Source organism: Intrasporangium calvum (genome assembly GCF_028446585.1).
Taxonomy (GTDB): domain Bacteria; phylum Actinomycetota; class Actinomycetes; order Actinomycetales; family Dermatophilaceae; genus Intrasporangium; species Intrasporangium calvum_A.
Window position 1 is genome coordinate 23,689 of the sequence record NZ_JAPFQL010000004.1, and the last position, 18,803, is coordinate 42,491.

17 protein-coding genes are annotated in these 18,803 nt (G+C 71.7%); 13 read left to right on the top strand and 4 right to left on the bottom strand.

The genetic code is table 11. From position 1 onward, the window contains the following. The first annotated feature begins 102 nt into the window (after positions 1-102). Positions 103-1,347, top strand: a complete 1,245-nt coding sequence (locus OO014_RS01880; protein ID WP_272460567.1) for an MFS transporter — start codon at positions 103-105, stop codon at positions 1,345-1,347. A gap of 54 nt (positions 1,348-1,401) precedes the next feature. After that, the gene (locus tag OO014_RS01885; protein WP_272460568.1) at positions 1,402-1,875 is read left to right on the top strand and encodes an aminoacyl-tRNA deacylase; all 474 of its coding nucleotides are present in this window, start codon (positions 1,402-1,404) and stop codon (positions 1,873-1,875) included. Between the two features lie 86 nt (positions 1,876-1,961). Here OO014_RS01885 and hutU read toward each other — a convergent pair whose 3' ends face one another. Then, entirely contained in the window at positions 1,962-3,617 is a 1,656-nt protein-coding gene (gene hutU / locus OO014_RS01890) for a urocanate hydratase (protein WP_272460569.1), read from the bottom strand. A gap of 179 nt (positions 3,618-3,796) precedes the next feature. After that, positions 3,797-5,356: a histidine ammonia-lyase gene (gene hutH, locus OO014_RS01895; protein WP_420485467.1), complete on the bottom strand. Its 1,560-nt coding sequence runs from the start codon at positions 5,354-5,356 to the stop codon at positions 3,797-3,799. A gap of 103 nt (positions 5,357-5,459) precedes the next feature. Here hutH and OO014_RS01900 point away from each other — a divergent pair, with 103 nt between their 5' ends. From OO014_RS01900 to OO014_RS01925, 6 genes are all read left to right on the top strand, one after another. Continuing rightward, the gene (locus tag OO014_RS01900) at positions 5,460-6,224 is read left to right on the top strand and encodes an IclR family transcriptional regulator (RefSeq protein WP_272460571.1); all 765 of its coding nucleotides are present in this window, start codon (positions 5,460-5,462) and stop codon (positions 6,222-6,224) included. Between the two features lie 90 nt (positions 6,225-6,314). Continuing rightward, positions 6,315-7,556, top strand: coding sequence for a sensor histidine kinase (locus tag OO014_RS01905; protein ID WP_272460572.1), 1,242 nt, complete (start codon positions 6,315-6,317; stop codon positions 7,554-7,556). Beyond that, the gene (locus OO014_RS01910) at positions 7,553-8,245 is read left to right on the top strand and encodes a response regulator (RefSeq protein ID WP_272460573.1); all 693 of its coding nucleotides are present in this window, start codon (positions 7,553-7,555) and stop codon (positions 8,243-8,245) included. Before OO014_RS01905 ends, OO014_RS01910 begins: the two co-directional genes overlap by 4 nt. A 68-nt stretch (positions 8,246-8,313) precedes the next feature. Further along, a complete protein-coding gene (locus OO014_RS01915; RefSeq protein ID WP_272460574.1) occupies positions 8,314-9,291 on the top strand; it encodes an NAD(P)H-quinone oxidoreductase in 978 nt (325 codons plus the stop codon). 100 nt (positions 9,292-9,391) lie between these two features. After that, positions 9,392-9,964, top strand: coding sequence for a PadR family transcriptional regulator (locus OO014_RS01920; RefSeq protein ID WP_272460575.1), 573 nt, complete (start codon positions 9,392-9,394; stop codon positions 9,962-9,964). Between the two features lie 16 nt (positions 9,965-9,980). After that, positions 9,981-10,232 carry a hypothetical protein gene (locus OO014_RS01925; RefSeq protein ID WP_272460576.1) on the top strand — a complete coding sequence of 84 codons (252 nt, stop codon included), beginning with the start codon at positions 9,981-9,983 and terminating at the stop codon, positions 10,230-10,232. A 139-nt stretch (positions 10,233-10,371) separates the two neighbouring features. Here the strand turns inward: OO014_RS01925 and OO014_RS01930 are convergent, their stop codons facing one another. Next, positions 10,372-11,841: a PhoX family protein gene (locus tag OO014_RS01930; protein WP_272460577.1), complete on the bottom strand. Its 1,470-nt coding sequence runs from the start codon at positions 11,839-11,841 to the stop codon at positions 10,372-10,374. Between the two features lie 234 nt (positions 11,842-12,075). On the opposite strand from OO014_RS01930, the gene OO014_RS01935 reads away from it, so the two are divergent. The 5 genes from OO014_RS01935 (at position 12,076) to OO014_RS01955 (ending at position 17,021) form a co-directional block, all read left to right on the top strand. Continuing rightward, positions 12,076-12,687 (top strand): hypothetical protein, encoded by a 612-nt coding sequence (locus OO014_RS01935; protein WP_272460578.1) that lies wholly within the window; start codon positions 12,076-12,078, stop codon positions 12,685-12,687. A gap of 122 nt (positions 12,688-12,809) precedes the next feature. Further along, complete coding sequence (locus OO014_RS01940; RefSeq protein ID WP_272460579.1) at positions 12,810-14,039, top strand: sensor histidine kinase; 1,230 nt, start codon at positions 12,810-12,812, stop codon at positions 14,037-14,039. Further along, positions 14,036-14,665, top strand: a complete 630-nt coding sequence (locus tag OO014_RS01945) for a response regulator (protein ID WP_272460580.1) — start codon at positions 14,036-14,038, stop codon at positions 14,663-14,665. Before OO014_RS01940 ends, OO014_RS01945 begins: the two co-directional genes overlap by 4 nt. A 27-nt stretch (positions 14,666-14,692) precedes the next feature. After that, a complete protein-coding gene (locus tag OO014_RS01950) occupies positions 14,693-15,331 on the top strand; it encodes a proteasome activator (RefSeq protein WP_272460581.1) in 639 nt (212 codons plus the stop codon). A gap of 22 nt (positions 15,332-15,353) precedes the next feature. Next, complete coding sequence (locus OO014_RS01955; RefSeq protein ID WP_272460582.1) at positions 15,354-17,021, top strand: metallophosphoesterase family protein; 1,668 nt, start codon at positions 15,354-15,356, stop codon at positions 17,019-17,021. Here the strand turns inward: OO014_RS01955 and OO014_RS01960 are convergent. Next, positions 17,011-18,786 carry an AMP-binding protein gene (locus OO014_RS01960; protein ID WP_272460583.1) on the bottom strand — a complete coding sequence of 592 codons (1,776 nt, stop codon included), beginning with the start codon at positions 18,784-18,786 and terminating at the stop codon, positions 17,011-17,013. The two genes, OO014_RS01955 and OO014_RS01960, sit on opposite strands and share 11 nt — an antisense overlap. Positions 18,787-18,803: the final 17 nt, after the last annotated feature.

Consider the following 18,803-nt stretch of genomic DNA (forward strand, 5'->3'; position numbering starts at 1 on the left):
GCGCCCCCGAAGTGTCTCGAATCCGAGACTGGGCCCCGGTCGCGGCGCTCCGTCGAGCGACGTGGAGGTGCTCGGGCGGCCGCAGTGCCCCAGAGTGGTGCCATGACGTCGTCGCCGCCACCCGGGACCCACGCCGGGTATCGCACCGGCGACCCGGAGCACCGACGCGTCTCCATCGCCCTCTTCGCCGCCGGCATGGCCACGTTCGCCCTGCTCTACACGACCCAGCCACTGCTGCCGGAGCTCGCGAGCGCCTTCGACGTGACCGCCGCCGAGAGCACCCTGTCCCTGTCGCTGACGACGATCGGGCTCGGCGCCGCCCTCCTCGTCGCCGGGCCGGTGTCCGAGGTCCTGGGACGCACGCCGCTCATCCACGTCTCCCTGACGGCCTCGAGCCTCATCGGACTTGCCTGCGCTCTCGCGCCCCACTGGGACGCGCTGCTGGTCCTGCGCCTGCTGCAGGGTGCGGCACTCGCCGGCCTGCCGGCCGTGGCGACCGTCTACCTGCGCGAGGAGCTGCACCGCTCGGTCCAGGCTCGGGCGGCCGGGCTGTACATCGGCGGGACCGCACTCGGCGGCATGACCGGCCGCGTCCTCTCCGGCTTCGTCGGTGAACACGCCGGCTGGCGGTGGTCCCTCGCCGCGGTCGCGCTGCTGGGGCTCGCCTGCGCGCTCGCCGTGCGGTTGCTGCTGCCCCCGTCGCGGGCGTTCACCCCGGCGCCCGCGCAGATCGGACACCTGGTGGGGCTCATGCGCAGCGCCCTCACGGACCGCGCACTGCTCGGGCTGTATGCCGTCGCTGCCTGTGCCATGGGCGTCGCTGTCGCCATCTTCAACACCGTGGGCTTCCGGCTCAGCGCGGCGCCGTTTCACCTCGGGCTCGGAGCCGTCAGCCTGGTCTTCCTCGTGTACCCCGTGGGGGCGGTGAGCTCGACGGTCGCCGGGCACTTCGCCGACCGGCACCCCCGCCGCTCCGTCCTCGCCGTCGCCTCCGTCGTGTTCGCCGCGGGCCTGCTCCTCACCATCCCCGACAACCTGGCCGTCATCATCGCCGGACTCGCGGTCATGACGGGGGGCTTCTTCGCCGTCCACGGCATCGCCAGCGGCTGGGTGCCGGTCCGGGCGCACGCGGCCGGCCTGGCGCCGGGGGCCGCGGCCTCGCTCTATCTCTTCGCCTACTACCTCGGCTCCTCGGTCGTCGGCAGCGTCGCCGGGATCGCGTGGTCCACAGCCCGGTGGACCGGCGTCATGGCGCTCACGGTGGGCCTGGTCGCGGTCGTCGCGGCCCTGTCCCAGTACCTGCGGCGGGTGCCGCCGCTCGAGGGCCGCGGACCCTCACCGGAGTGAGACGACGCAGATCGCCGCCCGGACGCCTTCATCGCCCGCCCGTAGAGTGACGGCATGACGACCGACCAGGAGCCGAGCACCCCCGCGATCGACGCCGTGCAGGCCGCCGGGATCACGCACGCGGTGACCAGGCATGGCCGGGTCCGCTCGCTCGAGGAGGCGGCTGCCGCCCGCGGGATCGAGCCCCGCGACCTCATCAAGACGCTCGTGGTGCGCGTGTCCGAGGGCGAGCACGTCTTCGTCCTCGTCCCCGGCGATCGGACGTTCTCCTGGGCCAAGGTGCGGGCGCTGCTCGGCACCAACCGGATCTCGATGCCGGACGCGGACGAGGCCAGGGAGGTGACCGGCTACGAGCGGGGGACGATCACGCCCTTCGGGTCGCGTTCGCGCCTGCCGGTGATCGCCGACACGCACCTGTGCGGCCGGACCATCTCCATCGGCGGCGGCGCGCACGGCGTCGGGCTCACCGTGGCCGGCGACGACGTCATCCGCGAGTTCGGCGCGACGGTCGCGGACATCTCCGACTGACCCCGCAACACGCCCGGCTCCTCGCAGCTCCCCCTGTGGCTTCACTGGTGAGTTGCTGGCGGCCGGGCGTGTTGCCGGGGTGAGAGTCAGGCTTCCTTCATCGGGATCCGGACGCCGCGCTCCTGCGCCACCCGGTCGGCGATGTCATAGCCCGCGTCGACGTGGCGGATGACGCCCATGCCGGGGTCGTTCGTCAGGACCCGAGCGAGCTTCTCGGCGGCGAGCGGCGTGCCGTCGGCCAGGGACACCTGGCCCGCGTGCAGCGACCTGCCGATGCCGACGCCGCCACCGTGGTGGATCGACACCCACGACGCGCCCGAGCTCGTGTTGACGAGGGCGTTGAGCAGCGGCCAGTCGGCGATCGCGTCGGACCCGTCGGCCATCGCCTCGGTCTCGCGGTACGGGCTCGCCACGGAACCCGCGTCGAGGTGGTCACGGCCGATGACGATCGGCGCGGAGATCTCGCCGGAGGCGACCATCTCGTTGAAGCGCAGCCCCGCCTTGTCGCGCTCGCCGTAGCCGAGCCAGCAGATCCGAGCAGGCAGGCCCTGGAAGGCGATCCGGTCCTGAGCCCCCCGGATCCACTTGTGCAGCCGGTCGTTGTCGGGGAAGAGGTCGAGCACCGCACGGTCGGTCGCCGCGATGTCCTTCGGGTCACCGGACAGGGCCGCCCACCGGAACGGGCCCTTGCCCTCGCAGAACAGCGGACGGATGTACGCCGGCACGAACCCGGGGAACTCGAACGCCCGGTCGTAGCCGCCGAGCCGCGCCTCGTCGCGGATCGAGTTGCCGTAGTCGAAGACCTCCGCCCCCGCGTCCTGGAACTCGACCATCGCCTGGACGTGCTTGGCCATCGAGGCGCGCGCCCGGTCGGTGAACTCCTCGGGCTTCTTCTCCGCCAGCTCGGCCCAGTCGGCCAGGTCGACGCCCTCCGGGAGGTAGGACAGCGGGTCGTGCGCCGACGTCTGGTCGGTGACGATGTCGATCGGCACGCCCCGACGGAGCAGCTCCGGGAAGATCGTGGCTGCGTTGCCGACGACACCGACGGACCAGCCGCGGCGCTCCTCCTTGGCCTTGAGTGCCTTGTCGATCGCCTCGTCGAGGTTGGCGGCGACCTCGTCGAGGTACCGATGCTCGACCCGCCGGTGCAGCCGAGCCGGGTCGACGTCGACGATGAGGCAGGCGCCATCGTTCATCGTGACCGCGAGCGGCTGAGCGCCACCCATGCCGCCGCACCCGCCGGTCAGCGTGAGCGTCCCGGCGAGCGTGCCGCCGAACCGCTTCTCCGCCACCGCGGCGAACGTCTCGTACGTCCCCTGCACGATCCCCTGCGTCCCGATGTAGATCCACGACCCGGCGGTCATCTGGCCGTACATCGTCAGGCCCAGGTGCTCGAGCCGCCGGAACTCCGGCCAGTTCGCCCAGTCGCCGACGAGGTTGCTGTTGGCGATGAGCACGCGCGGCGCCCACTCGTGCGTCTGCATCACGCCGACGGGCCGGCCGCTCTGCACGAGCATCGTCTCGTCCTGCTTGAGGGTCGTCAGCGTGCGCACCATCGCGTCGAACGACTTCCAGTCCCGCGCCGCCCGGCCGGTGCCGCCATAGACCACCAGGTCATCGGGCCGCTCGGCGACCTCGGGGTCGAGGTTGTTCATCAGCATCCGCAGCGGGGCCTCGGTGGCCCACGACTGCGCAGTCAGCTGGGTGCCGCGCGGGGCGCGGACGGGTCGTGCACCTTCCATGTCAGTTCCCTTCTCGTTCAAGCCTTCAGAATGAGTTGCCGTATGCCGCTGGGCTCAGTCCCGATCGAAAGAGCAGTTCGCGACACCCCACCCCGATCGAAAGAGCAGTTCGCGACAAGACCCGGTCGTGAAGTGCTCTTTCGATGGCACGGAGCCGTCGTGAAGTGCTCTTTCGATCATCAGTTCAGGGGTCCGGTCACGGACTCGACCGCCGTGAGCGCCCGGCCGGAGCGGACCAGCTCGACAGCCGCCTCGATCTCGGGCGCGAGGAACCGGTCGGTGCCCGCGCCGTCGACCGACTCACGCAGCGCGGCGATGACGGCGCCGGTCGCCGGGGCCGGCTGGAGGGGTGCCCGCATCTCGATGCCGCGCGCGGCGGTGAGCAGCTCGATCGCGAGGACCCGGGTCAGTGCGTCGACGGAGCGGCGCAGCTTGCGCGCCGCGGACCAACCCATCGAGACGTGGTCCTCCTGCATCGCCGAGCTCGGGATCGAGTCGACCGAGGCCGGCGCCGCGAGTCGCTTCATCTCGGACACCATGGCGGCCTGGGTGTACTGCGCGATCATGTGGCCGCTGTCGACACCGGGGTCGTCCGCGAGGAAGGCGCTGAGCCCGTGCGACCGTGCAGTGTCGAGGAAGCGGTCGGTGCGCCGCTCGGACATCGACGCCACGTCCGCGGCGACGATGGCGAGGAAGTCGAGGACGTAGGCGACGGGCGCGCCGTGGAAGTTGCCGTTCGACTCGACCCGGCCGTCCTTCGTGATGACCGGGTTGTCCACGGCCGACGCCAGCTCCCAGCCGGCGACTCGCGCTGCGTGGTCGACCGTGTCCCGGGCGCCCCCGGCGACCTGCGGCGCGCAGCGGAGGGAGTAGGCGTCCTGGACCCGCGTGCACTCGTCCGTCCGGTGCGACTCCCGGATGGGCGAGCCGGCCATGACGGCACGGATGTTCGCTGCGGATCGGGCCTGGCCCGGCTGCGGGCGCAGCTCGTGCAGGTCGGCGGCGAAGACGCCGTCCGTGCCGAGCAGGCCCTCGACGCTCATCGCGGCGGTGACGTCGGCGACCTTGAGCAGGGCCCGGAGGTCCTCGATCGCGAGGACGAGCATGCCGAGCATCCCGTCAGTCCCGTTGATGAGGGCCAGGCCCTCCTTCTCCGCGAGGGTGATCGGCTCAATCCCGTGGTCCCGCAGGGCCACGGCCGCGTCAACGAGGGTGCCGTCCGCGAGACGCACGGGGCCTTCACCCATCACCGCGAGCGCGCAGTGGGCGAGCGGCGCGAGGTCCCCGGAGCAGCCGAGCGAACCGTACTCGTGCACGAGGGGGGTGATCCCGGAACTCAGCACAGCGGCATACGCCCTCGCTGTTTCGAGGCGCACGCCGGTGCGGCCGGTCGCGAGCGTCGACAGGCGGAGCAGCATGAGCGCCCGGACCACCTCACGCTCGACCTCGGCCCCCGTGCCGGCGGCGTGCGAGCGGACGAGCGAGCGCTGCAGCTGGGCGCGCAGCTCGGCCGGGATGTGCCGGGTCGCGAGGGCGCCGAAGCCCGTCGAGATCCCGTAGTGCGGCTCGGTGTCGTCGGCGTGGGCCTCGACGATGGCGCGGCTGCGGGCGATCTCGGCCTCCGACTCGGCGGACAGCTCGACGCGGGCGCCGTGCCGTGCCACGGCGACGACCTCGTCGAAGGTGAGCGGCCCGGTCCCGACGGTGACGGTCGCGGGCGGGGAGAGCGTCTCGGTCATGTGATCCATCGAACCCCCTCCCTCGTGACGCAGCAGCCCACGAGGACGCACAATTGTCTCGGATCCGAGACGATCCACCGCCGACCCCGAAGGGAGGACGACCGTGCCCAACGTGCCCGCGGCGGCGAGCGCCCTCGACGTGCTCGAGTACCTCTCCCGGCATGCCGAGCCGGTCCCTGCCGCGTCCATCGCCCGCGACCTGCCGCTCCCCCGTTCGTCGGTGTACCACCTGCTCAAGGTGCTCTGCTCCCGCGGCTACGTGACCCACTACGTCGAGGACCGGCGCTTCGGCCTCGGCTCCGCTGCCTACGAGCTCGGCTCGGCCTACCAGCGGCAGGCTCCCCTGGCCCGCGTCGCCCGGGGCCCGGTGCGCCGGCTCGTGGACCAGTCCGGCCGCAACGCGCACTTCGCCACGCTCGACGGCCGCGACGTCATCTACCTGCTCGAGGAGCGAGCCCCCAGCCAGCCGACCCTCGTCACCGACGTCGGGGTGCGGCTGCCGGCCCACCTCACCGCGAGCGGCGTGGCCATGCTCGCGGCCCTGCCCGGGCCCCAGGTGCGCGCGCTCTACCCCGACCGTGACTCGTTCACGCAGCGGCACGGCACCGGCCCGCGGTCCCTGACCGAGCTGCGGAGCCTGCTGTCCCGCACCCGCACCGACGGCTTCGCCCGGGAGGACGGCACCGTGACGCCCGAGCTGTCCTCCGTCGCCGTCGCGGTCCTCGACCGTGCGGAGCGGCCCCTGGCCGCAGTGGCGGTGACCTTCCGGAGCGTCGACGGCCAGCCCGAGCACGTTGCCGACCTGGTCGGCCGGGCCAAGGCCGCCGCAGGGGACATCGCCCGCCGCCTCAGTCCCACTCCGCGCTGAGACCCACCGAGAAGTCCCCCTCACGGGGGAGGGCAGAATCGCTCGCACGCGGGTGGTGGGTGAGCTGCCCCGAACTGGAAGGTGTCTCCCATGACGAGTCGACACCTTGACCTGGACCTGGACCGTGCGTTCCAGGTCATCCGCTCCGTGCCCGCCCGGTTCTGGGCCACCACCCTGGTCTGGGCGCTCGCCGTCTACGCCTTCGCCGTGACGTCTGGCACGCTCCAGCCGCTGTGGCCCGGGCGGTCCGGGACCATGACGGAGCTCGCCTCCTCGCTGCTGCCAACCCTGTGGCCCCTGCTGCTCCTGGCGACGACCAGTGCGCCGGTCGTCGCCCGCCTCCGGCCCCGGCTGGCCACGGTCCTGGCGGCATCGGGACTGCTCGTCGTCCTCACCACCGAACCAGTAGCCCTGATGTTCGCGACGTTCCTCTCCTTCGTCGGAGTGGCCGTGGGTGCGACCTGGACGCGTCCTCGCCTGGCCTGGCCAATCGGGGCGATGTCCCTCGTGGTGCCGGTGGCCCTGTCCTTCGGCGCGGGCGTCCTGATGCCGGGCTTCATCCTCGACTCGACGTACTGGGAGCCCGACCAGCGCCTCCTCGTGCCGGTCCTCTACGCGGTGGGGGTGGCAGCGGCGATCGGCCTGGCGCGGGTGCTGCGCGCAGGCGCGCTGGTCGCGGCGACCAGGAGCGACCTCGCCGCCGGTGCGCGCCGGCTGGCCAACGAGGAGTCGGCGCTGACCGAACGAGCCCGGATCGCCCGAGACCTCCACGACATCGTGGCGCACCGGATCTCCCTCATCGCCGTGCGCGCCGAGACCGCGCCCTACACGAGTCCCGACCTCGGCCCCGACGCCCGCCGGCTCCTGGCCGAGACCGCAACGGATGCCCGCTCCGCCCTCGAGGAGATGCGCACGGTGCTGGGGGTGCTGCACCGCAGCACGGACCCGGCGGCCCGCGCCCCCCAGCCCGGTGCCGGGGACATCGCGCACCTGGTCGAGGAGGCCCGAGCCGCGGGAGCGGAGGTCGAGCTCGTCGGCGAGGTGCCGCCAATGTCCGAGGCCACGGGCAACATCGCCTACCGCGTCGTCCAGGAGGCACTGACCAATGCCCGTCGCCACGCCCCGGCCAGTCCGACGACGGTCTCGCTGATCCCGGAAGCGGACCATCTCGTGGTCACCGTGACCAACCCGGCCGAGGCCGGACCGGTGTCGTTCGGACGTGGGCTGACGGGTATGCGGGAGCGGGTCGAGCTGGCCGGCGGGGACCTGAGCGCCACCGCTCGGGACGGCGTGTTCACGGTCGTGGTCCGCCTGCCCGGGTCCGCGAGGTGAGGCCGATTCGTGTCGTCGTGGCGGACGACCAGCCGATCATCCGCGACGGCTTCGCGGCCGTCCTCGGCGCCCAGGTGGACCTCGAGGTCGTCGGTCGGGCAGCTGACGGGATCGACCTGGTCGAGATGATCGAGAGCGGCCCGGCGCCCGACATCGCCCTCGTGGACATCCGCATGCCACGGCTGGACGGCATCGCGGCCACGGCCCGGATCTCCGGGCGCACGAAGGTGCTCATCCTCACGACGTTCGACCTCGACGAGTACGTCCACGACGCACTCGTCGCGGGTGCGAGCGGGTTCCTGCTCAAGGACGTCCCCGCAGACCGTCTGGTCGAGGCGGTGCGCCTCGTCGCCGAGGGCTCGCTGCTGCTCGGGCCAACGATCACGCGCCGCCTCGTGCAGGAGGTGGCGACACGGCGACCGCCGGACCCGCCCGATCTCGGGGCTCTCGGCCTCACCGCCCGAGAGCAGCAGGTCTTTGCCCTGCTGGCCCGCGGTCGGTCCAACCGGGAGGTCGCCGACGAGCTCTTCCTGGCCGTGGAGACGGTCAAGTCCCACGTGTCGGAGGTCCTGCGCAAGCTCGAGCTGCGTGACCGGGTGCAGGCTGTGGTCTACGCGTACGACAGCGGCCTCGTCCCGGTCGAGGTGGATGCCGCGACGAGCACGGCACCAGGCCGACCAGTGGGATGACGGCCCCTGCCACCGGCCGCAGCTCAGGGGCCAACGTCTTGGAGCCGCCCGCCGCATAGGCTCCAACCATGCGCGCCATCACGATCCCCGAGCCGGGTGCTGCCGACGCCCTGGTGCTCGCCGAGGTCCCGGACCCGTCGCCAGCCCGCGGCGAGGTCCTCATCGACGTCGTCGCGGCCGGGGTGAACCGGGCCGACGTCATGCAGCGCCAGGGCTTCTACGACCCGCCGCCGGGTTCCTCGCCCTACCCCGGCCTCGAGGTCAGTGGCCGCATCGCCGAGATCGGCGAGGGCGTCGACTCGTTCGCCGTCGGTGACCAGGTGTGTGCGCTCCTCGTGGGTGGGGGCTACGCCGAGCAGGTCGCGGTCCCCGTGGGCCAGGTGCTGCCCAGGCCCGCCGGCATCGAGCTCGTCGACGCCGCCGGCCTGCCCGAGGTCACCTGCACGGTGTGGTCCAACGTCTTCATGACGGCCAACATCCAGCCGGGCCAGTGGCTCCTCGTGCACGGCGGGAGCTCGGGCATCGGCACCATGGCGATCCAGCTGGCCAAGGCCGTGGGCGCCCATGTCGCCGTCACCGCCGGCACGCAGGAGAAGCTCGACTTCTGTCGTGACCTGGGCGCGGACCTGCTGATCAACTACCGCGACGAGGACTTCGTCGAGAAGCTGCGGGCCGGCACCGGCAACCACGGCGCCGACGTCATCCTCGACAACATCGGCGCGAAGTACCTCGCACGCAACGTCGACGCCCTGGCCATCAACGGGCGGCTCGTCACGATCGGGCTGCAGGGCGGGCGCAAGGCCGAGCTCGACCTGGGCAAGCTGCTGGCCAAGCGGGGCGCGGTCATCGCGACGACGCTGCGCTCCCGGCCCGCCGCCGAGAAGGCCGCCATCGTCGCGGCGGTGCGCGAGCACGTGTGGCCCCTGGTGGAGTCCGGCGTCGTGCGGCCGGTGATCCACTCGCGCCACCCGCTCCAGCAGGCCGCTGACGCGCATCGCGAGATGGAGGCCTCGACGCACATGGGCAAGATCCTCCTGCTGCCCTGAGAGCCCGTATGCCGCTGGGCTGGCGCCGTGCCGGCCGTTCCTCTCGCTCCTTCCGCCCTTGAACCGTGCGTAATATATCTGGCAGATATATAGTCGTCGCATGGCGCGTTCCAGCAAGACCCGATTCGCCGTGCTCGGCATGCTCACCCTCCGGCCGATGAGCGGCTACGAGCTGCGGGAGGAGATCGCCGGGTCGATCGGCTACTTCTGGAGCGAGAGCTTTGGCCAGCTCTATCCGACGCTGCGGGTGCTCGAGGCGGACGGGTTGGTCATCCCCGAGCGGCACGCGGGTGAGGGACGCGGACGCACGACGTTCGCCATCACGCGGGCGGGTCGAGACGCCCTGGTCGACTGGCTCGGCACGGAGGTCGAGTCCCTCACCCCTGATCGCAACGAGCTCCTGCTCAAGCTGTTCTTTGCCCGCCGCCTCGCACCGCAGACCCTGGGCGCACATCTCTCGCACCACCGTGAGGCTCTCGAGGCACAGCACGAGCAGTACCTCCGCGTCGAGGCTGCGGTCGCGGCCGACCGCTCGCCCGACCAGCCCTTCTGGCTGGCCACGATCCGCTATGGCCTCGCAATGACCGAAGCAGGCCTGGCCTGGAACCGGGCGACCACGTCGACACTCCTGCCTGATCGAGAGGGCCAGCATGGATCCCACCCGGCAAGCTGAGTCCCAGCGCCGCCGCATGCTCGGAAGCGCGGGCGCCCTGGCCGCCTTGGGGATGACGGCGCTCTGGCTGACGGTGGTGCCCGACAAGGCCGAAGCCACCGACGGCCTGCAGTCGCTGGCCATCCGCTACGGCCACCCGGTCAGCTGGGGGGCGCTGGCCGCCCTCGGCCTGCTGGTGGCCACTGACGCGCCGAGACCCCTCCGCTCCGCTGCCGGCGCGGTCAGCCTCGGCTCCTACGTGGCCTTTCTCGCGGCCCTCGTCCTGTAGGCAGCCCTGGGGACACCGGGGCCACTCGAGTTGCGTGCCCACTCGAGTGGCCCCACCGTCCACACCAGCCCTGGGGACACCGGGGCCACTCGAGTTGCGTGCCCACTCGAGTGGCCCCACCGTCCACACCCCCTTGGGATCACACCCCGTGCTGGTGCCACGGCCCCCAGATCGCGAACGACATGCCGGCGCTCGCCTGGATGTTGACGAAGAGCGTCCGCCCGTCCGGGCTGAACGTCGAGCCGGCGAACTCGTCGTCGTAGCGCGGCTTGCCGGTGCGGGCACTCTCGACCCGGTTGAGGGCGATGTCCCACAGCTGCCCACCGCGGTTGAGCCCGCGCAAGTAGTTGTCCTGGGAGTTGTCCTCACAGACGACGAGGGTGCCGCGCTTGCTCACGGTGATGTTGTCGGGGAGGTCGAGGACCATCCGGCTCGGCGACTGGTAGATCAGCTCGAGGCGGCTGGACCTGCAGTGGTAGGCCCAGACCTGGCCGTAGCCGTTGCCGTAGCCGTTGCCGATCGGCCCGTCCGACTCCTCGGCCGGGCCGCCGCCCTGGGTCGAGGTGAAGTAGACGACCCCGTTGTCGTAGATCGCGCCCTCGAGCCGGGAGAAGTTGGCGGCGCCCTGCTCCCGCCCCTGGTTGCCCACGTAGGCAATCGCTGCGTCGTTCGTCGTGGGGGCGTTCTCTCCCGGGGTGTAGGGGAAGGTCGGGTTGGGCTCCTCGATCTCGACCCACTCGACCTCGTAGGAGGCGCGGTCGCGCTGGGTCGCCTCGAGATGGGCGTTCGGCATGCCCTTGACGGCGAGCATCTGGAGCGTGCCGTCGTTGTCGATGTGCCCGGACTCCATCGGGTGCTGCTTGGGCTGGTAGCGGTAGAAGCCCGAGGCGAAGCCGTAGTTGTCCTCCGTGAGGTAGAGGTAGCTGTCGACCGGGTCGAGGGCGACCGCCTCGTGCGCGAACCTCCCGGCCGCGGTGATCGGCTCACCCGACGCCCGGCCCGTGGTCGGCACCTCGAAGATGTAGCCGTGGGGCTTGGTCAACGGGATGTTGGACGTGCCGGTGAAGTCCGGGCCGACGTCCGGGCCGTTGATCGTCTCCTCGCACGTGATCCAGGCACCCCACGGCATCGGGCCGCCGGAGCAGTTCATCATCGTGCCGTTGATGCCCGTCCACGCGGCGGCCACGTGCCCCTCGTGGGACACGTTGACGACGGTGCAGCCCCCTTGGGCCATCGGGTCGTAGGTCCAGTCGCCGACCGGCCCGAACGCGGCTCCCGGGGCATTCACCTCGTGGTTGCGGACGAGGGTGACGTGACCGTCCGGTCCGTCGAAGGCGGCCATGCCGTCGTGGCGACCGGGCAGGATCGTGCCGTCGTCGAGGACGACCGGGGACTCCGTGTCATGGAAGGACCGGTAGGTGAAGCCCTCCGGCAGGTGGAGCCGGACCTTGCCGTCGCGCAGGTCCGGAATGGGTCGCAGGTCGCGGAAGGCGGGGGCGCCCAGGGCGTTGGCGGGTGCCGCCACGAGTCCCTGGAAGGGTCCGCCCAGGGTGGCGGCTCCCGCAACGGCCGCGGTGCCCTTGAGCATGGTGCGTCTGTCGATGGCCACAGTTGCTGTCTCCTTGCTGTTGCTCACCAGGTGGTCAGTGGTGATCCAGGTCACACTAGGCCGCGATCCGGGCGAATGGGTCTCCAATTCGGGAGCAATCCTGGGCGGTTGGCAGACCGCCCCTTTCCTGCCGGTTTGAGCGAGTGACGCGATGTCGGGGCCGGCGTACCGTCGTGATGTGGACCACTTCGACTCGAAGCGGCCCTCCCAACTCACACAGCGGGAGGTCATGAAGTGTTCATCCAGGTGATCCAGGGTCGATGCAACGACGCGGACGAGCTGCACCGCCGCATGGACAAGTGGCGTGAGGACCTCGAACCGGAGGCGATGGGGTTCCTCGGCGGCACATACGGCGTGACGGACGACAACGAGTTCATCGGCGTCGTCCGCTTCGACTCCAAGGAGTCGGCGATGCGCAACAGCAACCGCCCGGAGCAGGGCGCGTGGTGGGCCGAGACCGAGAAGTGCTTCGACGGTCCCGTCACCTTCCACAACTGCGACGACGTGCAGCTCATGCTCGACGGCGGCTCCGACGACGCCGGCTTCGTCCAGGTCATCCAGGGCCGCATCAGCAACCCCGAGACGTTCCGGATGATGATGGACCAACCGATGGACATGCTCCACCGCGAGCGCCCCGAGATCATCGGCGGCACCATGGCGGTCGACGAGGACGGCTTCTTCACCCAGACGATCTCCTTCCGCTCCGAGGCAGAGGCGCGCGAGGGTGAGCACAAGGAGATGCCGGCCGAGATGCGCGAGCGGATGGCCGACATGGGCGACGCGATGTCGGACGTCTCCTACCACGACCTGCACCACCCCTGGTTCGCCACCGCGGGCCGGCGCTGACCCTCAGCGCCAGTCACCCCTGCACACCCGTCGTACGCAGCACCCTCCCCTCAGCGTGCCCGGGTGTGCAGGCTGTTGCTGCTCGCCCGCGGCGAGCGGCGAGCGCCCACTAGCGTGGGCGGGTGAGCAGCTCCGCGCCCGCCCAGCCGCGCCCCCTCGTCGTCCTGACGCGCGCCCTCCTGCTCGGTCAGCACGCGCTCTTCGCCATCCTGCTCCTCGTCGCCTGGGCGCGGGCTGCCGGTGAGACGCCGTGGTTCGAGCTGGTCGCGGCCGGACTGGGCCTCGGCTATGCGGCCCTGGCCGTGGTCGAGCACCGGACCGCCGAGGCGGGGGAACCGAGCCAGCCCCTTGCCCTCGTCCTGCTCCTCCTGCTCCTCGGTGCATGGTTCGCATCGGTGAGCCTGACTCCCGACTTCGCCTGGCTCGCCTTCCCGCTGTTCTTCGCCGTGCTGCGGCTGCTGCCGAGCGGTTGGGCCCTGCCGCTCATCGTGCTCATGGTCCTCGCGGTCGTGTGGTCCCACGCCCGGCTGTCCGGGTGGGCCGATGTCGGCCTGGCCACCGTCGTCGGGCCCACCGTCGGCGCACTCGTCTCCGTCGGCATGGCGCACGCCTACCGGATGCTGCTGCGGGACAACGCGATCCGTCAGGACCTGGTCGACCAGCTCGCCGCGGCCAAGGCTGACCTCGAGGCGACGCACGAGTCCCTCGCCGAGAGCCGTCGGCAGGCCGGGGTCCTCGAGGAGCGGGCCCGCCTCTCCCGGGACATCCACGACACCCTCGCCCAGGGCTTCTCCTCCATCCTGCTGGTCGGCCGGGCCGCCTCCCAGCCGGGCAGCGGACCCATCCGGCTGCACCAGGCGCTGGAGGAGATCGAGCGACAGGCCGCCTCCTCCCTGGCGGAAGCCCGCGCCGTCATCGCCGACCTGACCCCTCAGACCCTCTCCGGCGGCGATCTGCCCGCCGCGCTGGAACGGCTCGTCACGAGCGTGAGCGAGCTCAGCGGCATACGGGCGACGTTCGAGCTGGACGGGGAGCCGCGTCCGCTACCCCGGACCCACGAGGTGGCGCTGCTGCGCCTGGCCCAGGGTGCCCTCGCCAACGTCACCGCCCACGCTGCGGCGAGCCGGGTCGTCGTCTCCCTCAGCGTCGACGACGGCGGGGCGCGTCTCGACGTGGTGGACGACGGGGTGGGCTTCGAGCCAGGGCTGACGGGGCCGCGGGAGGACGGCACGGGCTACGGGCTGCGGTCGATGCGCGAACGCATGACCGCCCTCGGCGGGCAGCTCACCATCGAGTCCGCACCCGGCTCCGGCACCGCCGTCGCCGCCCATCTCCCGGCCGCGTCCGCATGACCACCCCGGTCCGCCTCGTCGTCGTGGACGACCACCCCGTCGTCCGGGCCGGGCTCGCCGCCCTCCTCGCAGCCGACCCCTCGATCGAGGTGGTCGGCGAGGCGGCGAGCGCCGCCGAGGCCGTCGTCGTCACCGAGCGGAGGCGGCCGGACGTCGTGCTCATGGACCTCCAGCTCGGCGACGGCGTCGACGGGGTGGGGGCCACCCGCCGGCTGCTCGCCCTCGACCCGGCGCCCCGCGTCGTCATCCTCACCACCCACGAGTCCGACGCCGACGTCCTCGCGAGCGTCGAGGCCGGTGCCTGCGGCTACCTCCTCAAGGACGCCCCCGCGGCCGAGCTCGCCGAAGCCGTGCGGACCGCCGCCCGCGGGGGAACCGTCCTCGCCCCGGTCGTCGCCCGCCGGCTCGACGAACGACGCCGCTCGCCCGAGCCCGTGCTGAGCGCCCGCGAGCTCGACGTCCTGCGCCTCGTCGCCGCCGGAGAGCCGAACCGCGAGATCGCGCGGGCCCTCTTCCTGTCCGAGGCGACCGTCAAGAGCCACCTGGTGCGTGCGTTCGGCAAGCTCGGCGTGACCTCGCGCACGGCCGCGGTTGCCTCAGCCCGGAGCCGGGGCCTGATCCGCTGACGCGGCTCGTGCGGCAGGATGGGAGCCATGACTGACCAGCCCAGCCAGCCCGAGCCCGGCTCCGACCGCCCCGCCGAGGAGGTCGCGGACGACCAGCGCGTCGTCGTGCTCACTCCCGACGGCATGGGCGTCGCCGACGGCCCCGGGCCCCGACGCGAGACCGCTGACCGGCGGGAGCGGGAGCGGACCAACCCCGCCGACCTCGTCGAGGAGCCGGCCAAGGTGATGCGGATCGGGTCGATGATCAAGCAGCTGCTCGAGGAGGTCCGCAGCGCGCCACTCGACCAGGCCGGCCGTCGCCGCCTCGCGGAGATCCATCACCAGTCCATCGAGGAGCTCAAGGACGGCCTGTCGCCGGAGCTCGTCGACGAGCTCGAGCGGATCGCGCAGCCCTTCCGTGAGGAGTCGCCGAGCGACCCCGAGCTGCGGATCGCGCAGGCCCAGCTCGTCGGGTGGCTCGAGGGCCTCTTCCACGGCATCCAGACCGCGCTCGTGGCGCAGCAGATGGCCGCTCAGCAGCAGCTCCAGCAGATGCGGGCGCTCCCGGGACCGGGCGCGTCCTATGGCACCCCTCCGGGCGCCGGCCCGGGTCACCCCGCCGGCCATCCCGAGGGCGCACCTGGACAGGGCACGAGCGAGCCGGGACCGACGGGCCAGTACCTCTGACCCGCCCGGACGGGTGGTCCCCATGCGGCTGACGACGCAGCATCCAGCCTGGGCCCGAGCCGGTCTGGTGGCCCGCTGGTTCGCGATCCTCGTCGCCTGCTACCTCGGCGGGGTGGCGGCGACGAACCTCTCGCCGACCACCGTAGAGACCGCCCACTACCGGGCGACGCTGCGTCTCGACCCGGTGCCGCAGCCGCGGCCGACGCTGCACAGCCCCACCATCGTCGGCGACGTCGACCTCGCCTTCACGTCGCCGGCGCTCGCGCCCGGGCTCGACGTCGCCGTGTCGGTGCGTGAGGAGATCACCGCCCTGCTCAGCCGGGGCTCGGTCAGCGTCCGCGCGCTCCAGCCCAGCGACGAGGAGGTCTCGGCGGCCATCCGGGAGGCGGCCATCGGGGTCGGCTGGCGCTTCGCCCTGGGTGCGGCGATCGTGGCCATCGCGTTCTCGGTGGCCGTCCACTACGCCAGGCGGCGACGGCCGGAGCGAACGCACCTGGCGATGGTGGCCTCGGCGCTCGTCGTCGTCTCGGCGGGCACCGGCCTCAGCACGGCTCTCACCTACCAGCCGGACCGGTTCGCTGCCCTGTCCACGACCGGTGTCCTCGGCACCGTGCAGCGCAACGCCGGCCTGCTCGAGGGCGTCGAGTCCCGGGCGGAGCAGGCGACCCCCTACCTGCGCAACCTCCTCGCCCTGTCCCAGGCGCTCCAGGAGAAGTTCGTGCCCGCCGACCTCACCGAGCAGGAGGTCTCGGCCCGTTTCCTCCTCGTCTCGGACATCCACGGCGCGAACCAGTACGCGCTCATGCGCACGATCATCGAGGAGGAGGGCGTCGACGCGGTCATCGACACCGGCGACCTGATCAACTTCGGGCAGGTCCAGGAGGGTGAGGCCGCGGGCATCTTCCGGGGCATCGAGTCGCTCGGTGTGCCCTACCTCTTCGTCAGCGGCAACCACGACCAGTCGTCCCCCACCGACCGGGCACTGCTGCGCCGCATGGCACGAGTGCCCAACGTCGTGCTGTTGCAGGACCCGGAGGGCATCCACCGGGAGCTGTCCTTCCGCGGCCTACGTATCACTGGCTTCAACGATCCCCGCTACTTCGGCGACGACGCGCAGGACCCCGCCGGCAAGCAGGCCCCCGCTGTCGCTGCCTACAACCAGGCGATGGAGGACGAACCGGAGAGCGACCTCGTGCTGACCCACGAGCCCTACGCCGCGACCGGGGTCGAGAGCGGGCGTGTCCTGCTCAACGGACACATCCACACCTCGGTGCTGGAGGGGTCCCGGATCCAGGTCGGCACCTTCACCGGTGGCGGAGTCGTGTCGCACTTCATCGCCACGGATGACGAGGAGCTGCGGGGTCAGCCCTACGCGTTCGACCTGCTCACCTACGGCCCACGCTGCGCCCTGACCCAGCTGACGCGCTACACCTACCGCAACCTCCTCGAGGGGCGGCCCGCCTACGACAACATCCAGGTCATCAACGGCGCCACGATCGACCCCCGGGGTGCGGAGGAGCCGCGCTCCTGCAGCAGCGCGGCCGAGACGACGATCCGCGACATCCCCGTCGAGACGCCGGGCGAGCAGGGCACGACAGCACCGGCGACGGTGACGACGTCGACCTTGGGCACCCCGACGACGCCGCCGCCGACGCCGTCCACGCCGTCGACCTCCTCGGTCAGCCCCTGAGGTCGGGGAACTGCTCGTCGCGCCACTCGAGCTCGGGTTGCGCGGCGCCGGTTGCGTCGAGCTCCTCCTCGCGGCCCCGGAGCTCGACCCGCCGGATCTTGCCGGAGATCGTCTTGGGCAGCTCGTAGAACTCGATGCGCCGGACCCGTTGCCACGGCGCGAGCCGCTCCCTGGCGTGCGCGAGGATCGACCGGGCGACCTCCTCGCCCGGCTCGTAACCGGCGACGAGCGCGATGTAGGCCTTGGGCACCGCGAGGCGCACCGGGTCCGGTGCGGGGACGACCGCAGCCTCGGCCACGGCCACGTGCTCGATGAGGACGGACTCCAGCTCGAAGGGGCTGATCTTGTAGTCGCTCGCCTTGAAGACGTCGTCGGTCCGGCCGACGTAGGTGACGTAGCCGTCCTCGTCCACCGACGCGACGTCGCCCGTGTGGTACCAGCCGCCTTCCATGGCGGCCGCGTTGCGCTCCGGGTCGCCCTGGTAGCCGGTCATCAGCGGAATCGGCCGCTGGGACAGGTCGAGGCAGATCTCGCCCTCGACGGTGCCGCCCGCCTCGGGTGCGGGCAGGAGGTCATTGGTGAGGGGGTCGACGATGGCGACCGGCACGCCCGGCAGCGGTCGGCCCATCGAGCCGGGCTTGATCCGGGAGCCGGGTGTGTTGCCGATCGCGGCGGTCATCTCGGTCTGGCCGAAGCCGTCACGGATCGTCAGGCCCCACGCCCGCTCGACCTGGGCGATGACCTCGGGGTTGAGCGGCTCTCCCGCGCCGATGACCTCGCGCAGCGAGCCGGGGCCGCCGGACAGGTCGGCGTTGATCAGCATCCGCCACACGGTGGGCGGCGCGCACAGGGAGGTGACCTCGTGGGTCCGCAGCGCCCGCAGGAGGGCCGCCGGGTCGAACCGGGAGTAGTTGTAGATGAAGATCGTCGCCTCGGCGATCCACGGCGCGAAGAAGGACGACCAGGCGTGCTTGGCCCAGCCGGGGCTCGAGATGTTGAGGTGGACGTCGCCGGGGCGCAGGCCGATCCAGTACATCGTCGACAGGTGGCCGACGGGGTAGGAGCGTTGGGTGTGCTCGACGAGCTTGGGCTTGCTCGTCGTTCCCGAGGTGAAGTAGAGGAGGAGCCGGTCGTCGGGACCGGTCCCCGGGTGCTCGGCCGGCTCGGCCACCACGTCGTATGCCGCTGAGTACGGTTCCCAGGCCGCCTGACCTGCCGCTCCGGTCGGGTTGGCCGGATCGGCGCCGACGGCGATGCGGACATAGTCACCCGGCACGTCGTCGAACTTGTGGCACTCGGTCGCGTTCGTGATGACCGCCCGGGCGGCACCTCGCTCCATCCGGTCGACGAGGTCGCCGGGACCGACTGCGACGGTGGTGGGCATGATGACGGCGCCGAGCTTCATGACGCCGAGCATCGACTCCCACAGCTCCAGCTGGTTGCCGAGCATGAGGATCACCGAGTCGCCGCTGCTGATGCCGAGTCCCTTGAGCCACGCGGCGACCTGGTCGGAGCGACGGGCCATCTCGTCGAAGCTGACCGTCCGCACCGACTCGTCCTGCTCGACGATGGTCAGTGCCGGCTTGTCGTTGCCTCGCGCGATGGCGTCGAACCAGTCGATGGCCCAGTTCCAGCGCTCGCCCACGTCGGGGAACGCGAACTCGGAGCGGGCCCGCTCGTAGTCCTCACGGAGCTCGACGAGCTGGTCACGGGCGGCACGGTACCTCGCGGTCACGGTCTGCGTGGCGGTGTCGGGTGCGGTCATGCGAAAAACTGTAGGAC